We start from the raw sequence: 14,396 nt of genomic DNA, 5'->3' as shown, positions 1-14,396 counted from the left end.
ACTCTTCGTCGCTCAGTGGTGGCGTATTATACGTGAATTGGAATGGGTGTCAACACCTTTTTTAAAAATTTTCAAATAAAATAAAAATACCGCCTTGCGGCGGTATTTTTGTTGATGCTCTAATCGGTGAAATGATTATTTGTTGTCATCTTTTACTTCGGTGAATTCTGCATCGACAACCCCATCATCTTGCTGGGTTTGTTGTGACTGTGCATCACCCGCTTCTGCAGTAGCGCCTGCGTCAGCGTAGATTTTTTGACTAACCGGTAAGAAGGCATTGTCTAGGGCTTCAAGTTTTGACTTGATGTCATCTAGATTATCTTCTTTGACAGCCAACTCTAGCGCTTTGATAGCATCTTCTACTGAGGTTTTGTCGCTATCGGTTACTTTATCAGCGGCATCTTTCATGGCTTTTTGTACGCCATGAATACGACCGTCTGCTTCGTTACGTACTTGCGCAAGTTCAGCAAATTTGGCATCTTCAGCGGCATTGGCTTCAGCATCACGAATCATTTGCTCAATTTCAGCATCTGATAGACCTGAATCGGCTTTAATTTGGATACTTTGTGCTTTACCCGTACCTTTATCTTTAGCTGAGATATTCATGATGCCATCAGCGTTGATGTCAAAGGTAACTTCAATTTGCGGTACGCCGCGCGGTGCGGGTGGAATATCGGTCAAATCGAAACGTCCAAGCAATTTGTTTTGGGCGGCAATTTTACGCTCACCTTGATAGACCTGAATAGTTACTGCTGGTTGGTTGTCATCCGCTGTAGAGAACACTTGTGATTTCTTGGTTGGAATCATGGTGTTTTTCTCGATGATTGGCGTCAACACACCGCCCATGGTTTCGATGCCTAGGGTTAACGGTGTCACATCAAGCAGTAGTACGTCAGTTTTGTCACCAGACAGTACTGCACCTTGAATCGCTGCACCCATCGCTACCGCTTCGTCAGGATTCACATCTTTACGAGGTTCTTTACCAAAGAATTCTTGAACACGCTGTTGCACCAGTGGCATACGGCTTTGACCACCTACCAAGATAACGTCATCAATATCAGACGCTTTTAAGCCCGCGTCGCTCAGTGCGATTTTACAAGGCTCAATGGTACGGTTGACAAGCGCTTCAGTTAAGCTTTCTAATTTGGCACGGGTTACGTTTACCACTAAGTGTTTTGGACCTGTGGCATCGGCAGTGATGTACGGTAAGTTAATATCGGTGCTTTGTGAGCTTGAAAGTTCGATTTTCGCTTTCTCTGCTGCTTCTTTTAGGCGCTGCATTGCCAGCGGGTCACCTTTTAGGTTCACACTGTTTTCTTTTTTGAATTCTTCAACCAAATAGTCGATTAAGGTCAAGTCAAAGTCTTCTCCGCCTAAGAAGGTGTCACCATTGGTTGAAAGCACTTCAAATTGTTGCTCGCCATCAACGTCTGCGATTTCGATGATTGAAATATCGAAAGTACCACCACCTAAGTCATAAACCGCAATCTTACGGTCTGCACCGCCTTTTTTGTCCATGCCGTAAGCTAAGGCTGCCGCTGTAGGTTCGTTGATGATACGTTTGACATCAAGACCGGCGATTTTACCTGCGTCTTTAGTGGCTTGACGTTGGCTATCATTAAAATAAGCAGGTACCGTTACTACCGCTTCGGTGACGTTTTCACCCAGATAATCTTCTGCAGTTTTTTTCATTTTTTTCAAAACTTCAGCAGAAATTTGAGGTGGTGCTAATTTTTTATTGTTGATATCAACCCAGGCATCGCCATTGTCAGCTTTGACAATTTTGTATGGCACCATGCCGATGTCTTTTTGCACGACTTTGTCTTCAAACTTACGACCAATTAAACGCTTGATAGCAAATAAGGTATTTTGTGGGTTGGTTACCGCTTGGCGTTTGGCTGATTGACCGACTAGGATTTCGCCGTCATCTTTGTAAGCAACGATAGATGGGGTAGTGCGTGCACCTTCAGCATTGTCGATAACTTTAACTTTGTCACCTTCCATCACTGCAACACATGAGTTGGTTGTACCTAAGTCAATACCAATAATTTTAGCCATAATTAAATTCTCCAATTTTTATTTTGAGGGTAAGTGGTGATGAGCACCACGTTGTCTTGTATTTTTATATCGGTTTAACGAGGGTTTTTTTCAAGCAGTTAGCAAAAGTTTTTTGCTACGCTTGTTACCCATCGGTCAATCCGTTGTCTACTGCTTGCCTACTAGCTGCCAACGCGAACCATGGCTGGGCGCAATAAACGCTCATTTAGCGTATAACCTTTTTGTAGTACTTGACCGACTTGGTTGGCGCTTGCCTCTGGGTCGATACCCACGGCTTCATGCAGGTCAGCATTGAATGTTTCGCCTTGTGGATCGACCACTTTTACGCCGTATCTTTCTAGCACCGTAATCAGCGATTTGTGGGTAAGTTTGACGCCTTCAAGCACGGGATCATTGTCAGATTGGCTACTTTCAATTGCACGTTCAAGGTTATCCACGGTTTCTAATAGGTCTTTGGCAAACTTTTCTAAGGCAAATTTTTTGGTTTTTTCGGTTTCTTGCTCCATGCGGTTGCGCGCATTGTAGGCTTCAGCATTGGCACGGGCATGGGCTTCTTTGGCTTCTTTGACTTGATCTTCAAGCTCGGCAATACGCTGCTCGTAAGTGCTCAAATTGATGTCGCTAGGAATGGTTTTTTGCTCGTTGCTTGGCTCAAACTGTTCCATGGCATCTTTTAACTCCGTTGAGACGGCGTCAGTTTGATTTTGCGGTTGCGTATTTTGGTTGTTATCAGCTGAATTCATCAATCATCACTCCTATTATCAAAGTAACCGTCACCAAGGTAACAGTTACACGTTAAAACGGTTAAAGTTATTGGCTTTGATAATGGTTAATCCCTTTGATTTCAAGAGTAAGTCGCATTATTTGCGGGTCAAAATGGCGTTTTTCATATATATCCACACTAAATTTGCGTATTTATGAAATTAGGGAATAAAAATCGCTAGAAATATGGTTAAAAACAACATGGCTAAAAACATGGCGTTAAGCGCGTACCTGTTGTTGGGTGAGGGCATCAAAAATTTGGCTAGGTCGAACAAATCCAAGTGTGTCGCCGAGTAAATAACCGATGGCATCACCGAAGTAATGATAAGCAGACGCGAAATCAGTAGCAGGTGTTAAACCCGATAGGTTACAACTCGTTGATACCAAAAATCCAAACGGGTTATTGTGGTCTGCGTGGGCAATGTGATTGCATAGTTCGGCAATCATCGGATGGCTAATCACTCGTATGGCTAAGCTATCTCGCCCACCTGTGATCCAATCGGGGATTTTGCCTTGCAATGATGCAGGAATCGGTAACAACCAAGTGGTGGCTTGTGCATCGCTAGACTGCCAACTTGCCGCAATGCTATCGACTACCTGCTGTGGTAACGGCTGTAAGAATGGCTGAATATGGGCGATATCGCCTGTGATAACAATCATACCTTTTTCGATTGGACGTTGTTTAATCGCTAAAATCTGTTTCACTGCGGTTTCGTTAAATGGGTCACAGCCGATTCCCCACACCGCTTCGGTTGGATAAGCCAGTAGATTGCCGGCTTGTAAAAATTGCTGAACTGCATCGAGCTGGGTGTCATTAAATTGCATTATATACCTCGATTATTTTGTAGTTTTTTTTGCTTATCGCTTATCAAAATTAAGGGCGGCAGCGCATATACAGACCGCCGCGCTGCATCACCAATCCCATTAGCTCAAGCTCAATCAGCCAGCCCATAAGTGTCGCAATATCGGTGCGGGTCTTATCGACCAAGCTGTCTAAATCTTGCCCGACCCAATCGAGTTGATTAAGTAGTGTCTGCAAATGCGGCGCCACCTCCATCGCCAATGGCGCTTGGTGCGGCTGGGTTTTTGGTGCTGATTCGGACGGTAATTGAGGGCTATTGCTTACTGCCTGTGCAACTATCGGCGCTGGTTCAACCTCGGTGGCTTTGACAATCGGTGATTTAAAAATTGATAAATCTTCCAAAATTTGTGATGGATGATCGACCAAGGTCGCACCCTCACGAATCAATTGGTGGCAACCTTTGGCGTTGAGGTTATCAATATGACTAGGAATAGCAAAAACTTGTTTGCCTTGCTCGTTGGCTTCTCTGGCCGTGATGAGCGAGCCGCTTTTTGCAGCCGCTTCTACAACCAAAGTTGCTAAACTTAGCCCAGCGACGAGACGATTGCGCCTTGGAAAATGGTAGCGATTGCTCGGCATATCGGGCAATAATTCACTAATGACGCAGCCACCTGACGCAATAATATGGGCTTTAAGGCTGGCGTGATTTTTTGGATAACAATGTTTAATACCATTGCCCAGTACCGCAATAGTACCACCTTGTGTGGCCGTCATCTGTAGACTTAACGCACCTAAATGCGCTTGTTTGTCAATGCCTTCTGCCATGCCACTGGTGATCCATAAGCCTTCGTGCGCCAAATATTGCGCCATATCAAAGGCAATTTTTTCGGCATGTGGGCTAGGTTTACGACTCCCAACGATGGCCAATTGAGGTTGGCTTAAGGCCGATAAGTTGCCTTGATACAATAGCAAAGGGGGTGGGTCATAGATGTTTTTTAACTGATTCGGATATAAAGGGTCATTATCAAACACCACACCATACTGCCCGTGCGATAGTTCTAATAGCGTATCATTCAAAAATTGGCTGGTTCGACTGGCGCTGATAAACTCAGCAAAGCGTTTGTGGTGATTATCATGCAAGCCCAATGCTTGCCAGTCTACCAGCTTGGCTTGAATGGCTTGTTCAGCGCTACCAAAACGCGCTACAAGCTTATTATAAACAGGCACCGATAAGTTCACTAAATGCCATAACAATAAGGCAGCCTGCTGCGCGGGGTTTAAGTTAGGCTGATAGTCCTGCATCATGTATATTCCTTAGGCATGTATATGGCTTATGAATGTTTGCTATTATAAATTTTTCTCACGATAAAAACTTTAAAGACAGCAAAGCCAGTCAAGGTGACTGGCTTTTGAACAATCGCTTACCCATCAAGCATAACCAAGGGCAAGGAAGCAAAGGTAAGCGAAAGCGTTAGTTGCCGACCGCAGGCAGTAAAAAATCTTGCTCATGAATCGGTGATTCTGCATCGAGTACATAAGCGTAGCTAATATCGTTAAATGCTTTAAATACCATCACATGACCGATTTGCTCACTTGGCAACCGCACTGCCCCACCTTTCACGGATGAATAGCCGTCCAAGACTAAAGCGCCTTTTTGATAAACCGTCAACACATCGCCTGGCTCAGCGCCTTGGCTGGTACCCAAGTTAATGGCAATAACCCCATCTCGACCCGCACTACTAATGGAATTTAAAATACGAATCACGCGACCGCCACGGGTAACGCTGGCAGGTTTTGGATAAAACGCGGGTGGCAAGTACTGACCGACTTCGACAAATACACGGTCACCTTCGCGCACTTCTTGACCATACGATTTTTTAAGCTCGATACTAGAAACACCGTTTGATGCTACACTAGTGACAATACCTGCGGCAACTTGGGTGACTTCAAGACCGATGGCTTTACGGGTGGTTGGGTCAACATACGGTTCGCCCTCACGATACACGCCATAGCGTTGTCCCACAATGAGCGGCACGCCTTTGGCATAGATTTTGTTACCGACACCTGTGATAATGTTTTTATCTTTTGAAGCAAGCACATAGGGAGTAGTTTTAAAGTCATCAGGCGATACGATGATATTGCGCTCGAGCCATGTTTCAATGGCAGTCAAAGGAATGGTAGTGATACTACCTGCGGCACTTACCACTGTGGTTGTGGTGACTGGCGCGTTCATGGCTTTTTCAATGCCTGCACAGCCTTCCCCCGTATCTACACCGACCAATTTTTGCCCTTTAATCACACATAAGATAATCACATCTTTTGGATAAATCAGATGCGGATTACGAATCTGCTTATTGGTCGCCCAAATTTCTTTCCAGCGCCACGGACTTTCTAAGAATTTACCGGAGATATCCCAAAGCGTATCACCTTTTTTTACCACGTAACGGTTGGGCGCATCGGCTTTGATACGAGGGGGCGGGTTGTTAGCAGCGGCTAGCGAAGTCACTGTCATACCTAGGATTGCCAACAAAGCGAAGGATAATTTTTTCATTGTCGTGGTGTTATAGTTTGTCATAGCCCAATGCTCAAGGTTAACCGCTTAACGCTTTAAAATGGCATACTCTTTACCATCACTTATAAAAAATCATAGCCAAATGTTGTGTTATGTGTCGCAAAATCACCCATAATTTGCACTATGTAAATTTTGGTTAGCATAGCATAAAATAATTGGGGCTTCATAAATTTTCTCTTTAAATCATTTTTTTTAAATGATTTGGTTTTGGTGGATTTTAATGACTCAATCATTATCATTGATTATTTGCTATTGTGAAGCGATTGGTTTGCACCTATATATAAGTTATAGTAGCCAAACTTTAGTGTTTGCGTTACCCTATGCCAATTTTTTAGATAATTTTTGCCTTATTAACAGTTGACCAATTATGACTTTACGTACCATTTTAAATTACCCAGATCCGAGGCTTCGTACCCTTGCCAAGCCTGTTACCCACTTTGATGATGACTTAAAAACCTTGATTGATGATATGTTTGAAACCATGTATGCCGCCAAAGGTATTGGTCTGGCGGCAACGCAAGTAGACGAGCACATTCAATTGGTGGTGATGGACTTATCTGAAGATGGCAGCCAGCCTCGGGTGTTTATCAACCCTGTTATCACCCCATTAGCCGATGAATTATATAGCTACGAAGAAGGGTGTTTGTCTGTGCCCGAGTATTATGACAAAGTCGATAGACCCAAACATGTCAGAATTGAGGCTGTCGACGCGCAGGGCAACCCGTTTGTTGAGGAAGCACAAGGCCTACTTGCCGTATGTATCCAACATGAAATTGACCACTTAAATGGTAAAGTTTTTGTGGATTATCTATCCAAGCTCAAACAAGACCGTGCGCGTGATAAAGTGCGTAAAGTTGTCAAACAGCGTGAAAAAGATGCTGAACATAAAAGATTGTGATTTTTAACTCTAAGGGAAAACCATGACCACTCGCCCATCGCGCATCGCCACCGTCACACGAAATACCGCTGAAACCCAAATCACCGTGTCTATCAACCTTGACGGTACCGGTCAAGGCAGCATTGACACGGGTGTGCCATTTCTTGACCATATGCTTGACCAAATCAAACGTCATGGCTTAATTGACATGGACATCATCTGTAACGGCGACACCCACATTGATGACCATCATAGCGTCGAAGATGTCGGTATTACGCTAGGTCAAGCCTTCAAACAAGCGATTGGCGACAAAAAAGGCATCGTACGTTATGGACATTTTTATGCCCCACTTGATGAAAGCCTTAGCCGTGCGGTAGTAGATATTTCAGGTCGCCCTGGACTACACATGGATATCCCGTTTACCCGTGCGATGATTGGTGGGTTTGATGTGGATTTATTCAGTGAATTTTTTTATGGTTTTGTTAATCATGCTATGATAACTATTCATTTGGATAACTTAAAAGGCAAAAACAGCCATCACCAAATTGAAAGTACGTTTAAGGCATTTGCTCGTGCGCTGCGGATGGCAGTGGAATATGATGAAAGAGCTTTGGATAGATTGCCGAGTACGAAAGAAAGTCTTTGATAGTAACCTGTAAAAATAAAAGCCCTGTTTGAGACAAGGGCTTTTTTTATGCTAGTTTTTTTGTACTAATTTTTGCGTGCTAGTCTTTAAAATTATTAAATTGCAGTGGCACGCCAAATTGCTTTTCTTTCAAAAACGCCATCGCTTGCTGTAGCGTATCTTTTTTCTTATCATTGACCCGTACTTTATCGCCTTGAATCGCTGCCGATACTTTCAAGTCCGACTCTTTTAATGCCTTGCTGATTTTTTTGGCGGTATCGCCATCAAGTCCATCTTTGAGATTGACCACCTTTTTCATTTGTTTGCCCGAGCCTTGATTATCCTGTGGGTCGAGCGACTGCAAATCTACCCCACGTTTTATCATGTTTTTCTCAAGCATGGCATACACGTTTTCCATCTGCAACTCATTGTCTGCGGTGATGGTAATTTTTTTGTCTTTCTCATTGAGTTCGACTTTAATATCACTGCCTTTAAAGTCAAAACGGGTGGCGATTTCTTTTTCGGTATTTTGTACGGCATGTTTAACTTCAAATAACTGTAATTCTGAAACCACGTCAAATGATGGCATGAGGTTTTCCTTATCAAATTTGTTGAATAAAATCTAAAAAATCTGCCCTATCATAACTGATTTTGTCAATTTTTAACAATCGACCCAATATTTACTCAAAAGATAATTGTATAAAATAAATCATATATTTCATTATGTTTCAAAATATTAATTAAAATGATTAACTTTTTGATAACGCTGATTACAGTTTTTTACCTTATTTGTTTGTATAATGAGTAAGCAAATAGGTCATTTACTAAAAAATGTAATATAACAATTTACGATAATAAGGAGTAGGACATGGCGTTTAGCGATATGATTGGCAAACAAGTGCCAAGCGTGACTTTTCATACCCAACAGCAAGGCAAATGGGTAGATGTTAGCACAGATGAATTATTTAAAGGCAAAAAAGTCGTATTGTTTGCTTTACCAGGGGCGTTTACGCCAACGTGTTCATCACTACATTTACCGCGCTATAATGAATTGGCAACTGAATTTAACAAACTAGGCGTTGATGACATCGTGTGTGTCTCGGTCAACGATACCTTTGTCATGAATGCTTGGGCAAAAGACCAAGACTGTAGCAATGTGACCGTGATGCCAGATGGTAACGGTGAGTTTGCCGAAGCGATGGGACGCTTAATTGATGACTCAGCGATTGGGTTTGGCAAACGTTCATGGCGTTATTCTATGCTGGTCGATGATGGTAAAATCGTTAAAATCTTTGATGAACCCCAAGACAGCGGCAGTGATGACCCGTATGAAGTATCAGATGCTGATACCATGATTAAATATATTGACCCAGACTGGCAAGATAAACCCTCGGTCTCAATTTTTACCAAGCCTGGTTGCCCACATTGTGCCAAAGCCAAAGAAACGTTAACCCAAAAAGGCTTCCAGTTTGAAGAAATCGTACTTGGTAAAGATGCCAGTATCACCTCAGTGCGAGCCATTACGGGTCGTGAAACTACCCCACAGGTGTTTATTGGTGGCAAACACATCGGTGGTAATGATGACTTACAACAATACTTTGCTGATGCAAAATAATGTTTGCTTAAATAAAAAAAGACAGTCTAGGCTGTCTTTTTTATTGGCTAGTTAAAATTATTTTCCATCTCTTCAAGTGCCATCATCAAATTCATTACCTGCTCTTCGACTGCTTCAATGTCACTTTTTAATGCCGTCTGCTCATCGAGCAACGTTAACAAATCGGCTTTTCGGCTATCATCATACAGACCTGCATCACCCAGCTTTTCTTCAATCTCACTTAGCTGCGACATGAATTTTTCTAGTTGCTTTTCCTCGTTTTCGATTTTTTTACGGATAGGCGCGGTGAGTTTACGCTGTTCAGCGGATTTTTTGCGTTGTTCTTCTTTGGATAACGCATTGGGCACGTTAGACGTTTCACGTGAAACATCTGTTTTGTGATCGGCTAATTTTTTGTCTTCGAGCTTTTTATTATCGCTCGCTTGTTTGGCTTGCTGTTTACGGGTCTGTGATAACCACTGACTATAATAAGCGATGTCATTGTCAAAGATGTTACATTGTCCATCATGCACCAAATATAGCTCATCGCAAACATTGGCTATCATTTCTCGGTCATGTGACACCAGAATGACCGCCCCTTCAAACTCTTGCAAAGCCATGCTCAATGCTTGCCGCATCTCCAAATCTAAGTGGTTGGTCGGCTCGTCTAATACCAAAACATTGGGACGCTGCCATACGATGAGCGCAAGGGTGAGTCTTGCCCGCTCACCGCCAGAGAATAACTTGCTTTTGGTATCAATGCGCTCACCGCGAAAGTCAAAACTACCTAAAAACGCGCGTAAATCGGCGTCTGAGGTTTTGCCTGCAAGACGCTGTAGCATCAACATGGGGGATGCTTCGCCATCGAGGCTATCCATTTGGTGTTGGTTAAAATACCCTAGTACCAAACTATCTGCGGCTTTACGCGTCCCAGACAAGATAGGTAACTCACCCACCAAGCCTTTAATGACCGTTGATTTGCCTGCGCCATTCATCCCTAGCAGACCGATGCGGCTGTCAGGGGTAATTTGTAGGCGAATGTTCTCGATGAGTGCTATACCGTTGTAGCCGACACTGGCATTATCTAGCACCAATAATGGCGATGTTAATTGCACAGGGGATTTGAACCGAAATTGAAACGGATTGTCGGCCATGATGGGCGCCAATTCAGTCATCCGTTCCAGCTGTTTGACACGGGCTTGCGCTTGTTTGGCTTTGGAGGCCTTGGCTTTAAAACGGCGGATAAAATCTTCAAGGTGGGCGCGGGTTTCTTGTTGTTTTTCAAACTGTTGCTGCTGCTGGGCTAGGCGTTCACTACGGGTACGCACAAAGGTACTGTAATTGCCTGTATAAAGGGTCATTTGTTGGTTTTCAATGTGCAAGATATTGCTCACCACATTATCCAAAAACGCTTGGTCATGCGAAATCATAAGTAGCGTGCCGTCATAGGCTTTGAGCCATTCTTCAAGCCACAAGATGGCATCTAAATCCAAGTGATTGGTCGGTTCATCAAGCAACAATAAATCCGCTCGGCTCATTAATGTTTTGGCAAGGTTTAGGCGCATACGCCAGCCCCCTGAAAAACTACTCACAGGTTGGCTTTCTTGGGCGACATTAAAGCCAAGTCCTGTCATGATTTGGGAGGCTTTTGCAGGGGTACTATAGCCATGGATATCATCAAAGCGGGCGTGCACATGGGCAAGCTCATCTTCTGACAAGGTATCCGGGTGGTTAATCTTATCTTGCAGCTCAAAGTATTCTTTGTCGCCACTCAACACAAAATCTATCGCCGATTGGTCAGTGCTTTCAATCTCTTGCGCCATATGACCGATTTGCCAACTATTGGGAACCGATAGAATGCCTGTATCAAGTCCTAATTCGCCTTCGCCCTTTTGGCTCAATAGCGTCGCAAAAAAACTGGATTTACCTGTGCCATTGTTGCCTGTTAACCCGATTTTCCAACCTGGATGGATTTGCAAATTAACATCTTTGAATAATACCCGCCCATCACGGCGAATACTGGCATCTTTTAGTTCTATCATAATCGGCTCAAAACTCAAAAAATTTGACTAAAATTAAATGGGAAAATTCTTGATAGTATAAAGCAAGCACCCCATAATAAGAAAAAAGTTTTTATAAGGAATACCCCGATGAGTGATACCGTAACTGATAGTATGGTTGATGGCATGACCTTGACCGATAATGCTGCCAAAAAAGTGCGTAGCCTACGTGATTCAGAAGGCAATAACGACTTGATGCTACGCGTATATGTGACGGGTGGTGGCTGTTCAGGTTTTTCGTATGGTTTTAATTTTGAAGAGAACTTGGGCGATGATGATGCTACCTTTAGCAACGATGATGTAGCACTGGTCGTTGATAGTTTGAGCTACCAATATCTACATGGCTCAACCATTGATTATGTGGAAGGATTAGAAGGCTCACGTTTTACCGTCAACAATCCAAACGCCACTACGACTTGTGGTTGTGGTTCGTCATTTTCCATCTAATTTGACCTGGTTTGTTTGCTTAGCTTGTTTAGTTTGTTTGAATGATGAAAGAGCTTTGCCTTAAATATAGTCAGTCATGATTAAGTTTAGCCTTTCCGTTATTGGTTACTTTCGAACAAAATCATCTACATTTTTTTAGCGTTTATCAGATTTTATTTGTGTTGTCAGCCTTTATCCCTAATAATGGTGTGATCTACAGCGTAATAACACCTAAGTGTTATCATCAAGTACCCTAATATAGGTTGGCATTAATTTATTCTTGTTAATTACTTAACGTTAAATGTGTTAATGATTTAAGTTTGTTAGCTAAGCAATGATTATTAAGCAATCTTTATTATTAATTTAATAATACCAAGGAGCTTATCATGGCTAAATTATCTTTAGACTCACTCAATAACATCGATGGTTTTATTGCAGCTGCATTGGTTGACAGCGAATCAGGTCTAGCCCTTGCCACAACGGGTAATGGTATCGACCTTGAAGTTGCAGCAGCGGGAAACACTGAAGTAGTACGTGCAAAACGTAAAGCTTCTAAAGCTTTAAACCTTAATGATAATATCGAAGACATCCTAATCACATTAAGTAAACAATATCACTTAATCCGTCCGCTAGTCCGTAACGAAAACCTATTCTTGTACCTAGTACTTGATCGTCAAAAATCAAACTTAGCCATGGCGCGTCATGAATTAAAAGGGTTTGAGACTGAATTAGATTTCTCTTAATGCCTTTTTCATTAAAAGTGACAGATATCAAGTAAAAATTACCAGTTAATCGAGTAATCGAGTAATACGATAGTTTTTATCATACCCACGGTATTATTACTGTGGGTTTTTTACGTTTGGTGAATATCGCAATTGGTAATTTCGTCATCACGATATTTTGATAGTGTTTGCCTAAATTTGGTGGCATAATTTCACACAATTAAAAATAATATTAGGATAACTATGACTCAAGCGCCTCAAACTTGTACTTCTTTGCAGCTACCTACTTGGCTGACCGCTGAAAACATTCATGGCATGCTTCGGGGTATTGAAAAAGAAGGCTTACGTATGAGCCCTGAGGGATATATCGCCACTACCCCACACCCTGCCAAGCTTGGCTCAAAACTCACTCACCCTTTTATCACTACTGACTATGCCGAAAGCTTGTTAGAGCTAATTACTGAGCCAAAACCCACGGTGAAAGAAGCGCTTGATATGCTGCGTGATTTGCATATTGTTGTTCAAAATGCTTTGACCGATGACGAGCTATTTTGGTCGATGTCGATGCCTTGTATGATTTCGGGTGATGAAGATATTTTGCTGGCCGACTATGGCACCTCAAACTCAGGTAGACTAAAAACCCTATATCGTCACGGTTTGGGCATTCGCTATGGTCGCCGTATGCAGACCATTGCTGGATTGCATTATAATTTATCATTTGGTGATAATTTATTCACCGCTTGGCAACAGCAGTTAGGTGATACCCAGTCATTAACTGAATTTAAAAATGAAAAATACTTGGGTCTGATTCGTAACTTCAAGCGTCTAAGTGGTATGGTACTGTACTTGGTTGGTGCAAGTCCTGCCGTGTGCGCGTGTTTTTTAAAGGGTCGCGAGCATCCGCTAAAGCCAATGAACGCATCAACCTACTATTTACCCAACGCTACCTCCCTGCGTATGGGCAAACTGGGTTACCAAAATAGCGTACAAGATGATTTAGATATCCGCTACAACAGTCTCGATGAATATGTGGCGGGTTTGCGTAATGCCATCCACACGCCCCATCCTAATTTTACCGCGTTGGGACTTGATGATGACAATGGCTATCCCATTCAAATCAATGACCATATTTTACAGATTGAAAACGAGTACTATAGCCCGATTCGACCCAAACAAATTACCCAACCTGGCGAAAACCCCAGTGATGCCTTAGCCAAGCGCGGGATCGCTTATGTTGAACTCCGAGCGATTGACTTAGATCCGTACAGCGAAATCGGTATCAGCTTAAATACTGCCTGTTTTATGGAAATTTTGGCGTTGTACTGTCTATTGCTGGATAGTCCTGACTTATTGCCCGATGAAGATGCCCTACTTGCTCAAAACCAAGAAAAAATTGTCAATCAAGGGCGCGAGCCAAACTTAATGATTGATACAATGGCGGGGAAAGTCGCATTTAAAGACTGGCTACTACAGCATTTGCTAGGTATGCGTAAGCTATCAGAACTCATGGATGTCACCTATGGTAGCAATGATTACCGCAACGCGTGGCAATCGATGATGGCAAAAGCGCAAAATCCAGACAACACCCTATCAGCGCAAGTGCTAGCCGATACCGAACGCTTTGATAGTAGCTGGCAGTTTGGTAAGTCACTGGCGCAAATGCATGCCAATCGTCTAAGACATCAAGGATTAGTCCCTGAGCAAATGACTTACTTTGAGCAGCTTGCCAAAAACTCTGTGCGTGAGCAAGCCGATATCGAGCACAATGACACACAAGATTTTTATGCCTATGTGGGTCAATTTCGCTAATCAGTAGGTGCTAATTAGTAGGTATTGTTGGGCTGATTATTTTGTAGGGTTAAATTTCTAAGATTCTAAGCGCTATGGTTTGGCTTATT

Annotated in this window: 13 protein-coding genes; 6 read left to right on the top strand and 7 right to left on the bottom strand. The window is 42.8% G+C overall.

Going from position 1 to position 14,396, the window contains the following annotated elements; all coding sequences use genetic code 11:
* Window positions 1–135 precede the first annotated feature (135 nt).
* The 5 genes from dnaK to RT034_RS09920 form a co-directional block, all read right to left on the bottom strand.
* Window positions 136–2,058 carry a molecular chaperone DnaK gene (gene dnaK / locus RT034_RS09940; RefSeq protein ID WP_313016312.1) on the bottom strand — a complete coding sequence of 641 codons (1,923 nt, stop codon included), beginning with the start codon at window positions 2,056–2,058 and terminating at the stop codon, window positions 136–138.
* 161 nt (window positions 2,059–2,219) lie between these two features.
* Window positions 2,220–2,801, bottom strand: coding sequence for a nucleotide exchange factor GrpE (gene grpE, locus RT034_RS09935; RefSeq protein WP_313016310.1), 582 nt, complete (start codon window positions 2,799–2,801; stop codon window positions 2,220–2,222).
* 238 nt (window positions 2,802–3,039) lie between these two features.
* Window positions 3,040–3,645 (bottom strand): L-threonylcarbamoyladenylate synthase, encoded by a 606-nt coding sequence (locus RT034_RS09930; RefSeq protein WP_313016307.1) that lies wholly within the window; start codon window positions 3,643–3,645, stop codon window positions 3,040–3,042.
* A gap of 49 nt (window positions 3,646–3,694) precedes the next feature.
* Window positions 3,695–4,927 carry a DNA-processing protein DprA gene (dprA, locus tag RT034_RS09925; RefSeq protein WP_409566369.1) on the bottom strand — a complete coding sequence of 411 codons (1,233 nt, stop codon included), beginning with the start codon at window positions 4,925–4,927 and terminating at the stop codon, window positions 3,695–3,697.
* A 166-nt stretch (window positions 4,928–5,093) separates the two neighbouring features.
* Window positions 5,094–6,197 carry a LysM peptidoglycan-binding domain-containing protein gene (locus tag RT034_RS09920; RefSeq protein WP_313016304.1) on the bottom strand — a complete coding sequence of 368 codons (1,104 nt, stop codon included), beginning with the start codon at window positions 6,195–6,197 and terminating at the stop codon, window positions 5,094–5,096.
* A gap of 364 nt (window positions 6,198–6,561) precedes the next feature.
* Here RT034_RS09920 and def point away from each other — a divergent pair, with 364 nt between their 5' ends.
* Entirely contained in the window at window positions 6,562–7,092 is a 531-nt protein-coding gene (gene def, locus RT034_RS09915; RefSeq protein ID WP_135887808.1) for a peptide deformylase, read from the top strand.
* Window positions 7,093–7,114: 22 nt separating this feature from the next.
* Window positions 7,115–7,717, top strand: a complete 603-nt coding sequence (gene hisB, locus RT034_RS09910) for an imidazoleglycerol-phosphate dehydratase HisB (RefSeq protein WP_313016301.1) — start codon at window positions 7,115–7,117, stop codon at window positions 7,715–7,717.
* Window positions 7,718–7,796: 79 nt separating this feature from the next.
* On the opposite strand, the gene RT034_RS09905 is transcribed toward hisB, so the two are convergent.
* Entirely contained in the window at window positions 7,797–8,285 is a 489-nt protein-coding gene (locus tag RT034_RS09905) for a YajQ family cyclic di-GMP-binding protein (RefSeq protein ID WP_036591734.1), read from the bottom strand.
* Between the two features lie 279 nt (window positions 8,286–8,564).
* On the opposite strand from RT034_RS09905, the gene RT034_RS09900 reads away from it, so the two are divergent.
* On the top strand, window positions 8,565–9,311 hold the full coding sequence (locus tag RT034_RS09900; protein WP_313016298.1) for a glutathione peroxidase: 747 nt from the start codon (window positions 8,565–8,567) through the stop codon (window positions 9,309–9,311).
* Window positions 9,312–9,358: 47 nt separating this feature from the next.
* Here RT034_RS09900 and RT034_RS09895 read toward each other — a convergent pair whose 3' ends face one another.
* Window positions 9,359–11,332 (bottom strand): ATP-binding cassette domain-containing protein, encoded by a 1,974-nt coding sequence (locus tag RT034_RS09895; protein WP_313016296.1) that lies wholly within the window; start codon window positions 11,330–11,332, stop codon window positions 9,359–9,361.
* A gap of 132 nt (window positions 11,333–11,464) precedes the next feature.
* Between RT034_RS09895 and erpA the strand changes: the two genes are divergently transcribed.
* From erpA to gshA, 3 genes are all read left to right on the top strand, one after another.
* A complete protein-coding gene (gene erpA, locus RT034_RS09890; RefSeq protein ID WP_050326059.1) occupies window positions 11,465–11,797 on the top strand; it encodes an iron-sulfur cluster insertion protein ErpA in 333 nt (110 codons plus the stop codon).
* 365 nt (window positions 11,798–12,162) lie between these two features.
* Window positions 12,163–12,519, top strand: a complete 357-nt coding sequence (locus RT034_RS09885; RefSeq protein WP_050326054.1) for a roadblock/LC7 domain-containing protein — start codon at window positions 12,163–12,165, stop codon at window positions 12,517–12,519.
* Window positions 12,520–12,741: 222 nt separating this feature from the next.
* Window positions 12,742–14,307, top strand: a complete 1,566-nt coding sequence (gene gshA / locus RT034_RS09880) for a glutamate--cysteine ligase (protein ID WP_313016292.1) — start codon at window positions 12,742–12,744, stop codon at window positions 14,305–14,307.
* Window positions 14,308–14,396: the final 89 nt, after the last annotated feature.

This window comes from Moraxella sp. CTOTU48841, assembly GCF_032061225.1.
Classification (GTDB): domain Bacteria; phylum Pseudomonadota; class Gammaproteobacteria; order Pseudomonadales; family Moraxellaceae; genus Faucicola; species Faucicola cinerea.
Note: the sequence above shows the minus strand (reverse complement) of the source record. Positions and strands in the feature narration are given on the sequence as shown.

Coding starts and splice junctions, on each gene's coding strand:
- RT034_RS09920 (WP_313016304.1), bottom strand. CDS start 6,197: ATGACAAACTATAACACCACGACAATGAAAAAATTATCCTTCGCTTTG.
- RT034_RS09895 (WP_313016296.1), bottom strand. CDS start 11,332: ATGATAGAACTAAAAGATGCCAGTATTCGCCGTGATGGGCGGGTATTA.
- grpE (WP_313016310.1), bottom strand. CDS start 2,801: ATGAATTCAGCTGATAACAACCAAAATACGCAACCGCAAAATCAAACT.
- RT034_RS09885 (WP_050326054.1), top strand. CDS start 12,163: ATGGCTAAATTATCTTTAGACTCACTCAATAACATCGATGGTTTTATT.
- gshA (WP_313016292.1), top strand. CDS start 12,742: ATGACTCAAGCGCCTCAAACTTGTACTTCTTTGCAGCTACCTACTTGG.
- dprA (WP_409566369.1), bottom strand. CDS start 4,927: ATGATGCAGGACTATCAGCCTAACTTAAACCCCGCGCAGCAGGCTGCC.
- RT034_RS09900 (WP_313016298.1), top strand. CDS start 8,565: ATGGCGTTTAGCGATATGATTGGCAAACAAGTGCCAAGCGTGACTTTT.
- RT034_RS09905 (WP_036591734.1), bottom strand. CDS start 8,285: ATGCCATCATTTGACGTGGTTTCAGAATTACAGTTATTTGAAGTTAAA.
- hisB (WP_313016301.1), top strand. CDS start 7,115: ATGACCACTCGCCCATCGCGCATCGCCACCGTCACACGAAATACCGCT.
- dnaK (WP_313016312.1), bottom strand. CDS start 2,058: ATGGCTAAAATTATTGGTATTGACTTAGGTACAACCAACTCATGTGTT.
- erpA (WP_050326059.1), top strand. CDS start 11,465: ATGGTTGATGGCATGACCTTGACCGATAATGCTGCCAAAAAAGTGCGT.
- RT034_RS09930 (WP_313016307.1), bottom strand. CDS start 3,645: ATGCAATTTAATGACACCCAGCTCGATGCAGTTCAGCAATTTTTACAA.
- def (WP_135887808.1), top strand. CDS start 6,562: ATGACTTTACGTACCATTTTAAATTACCCAGATCCGAGGCTTCGTACC.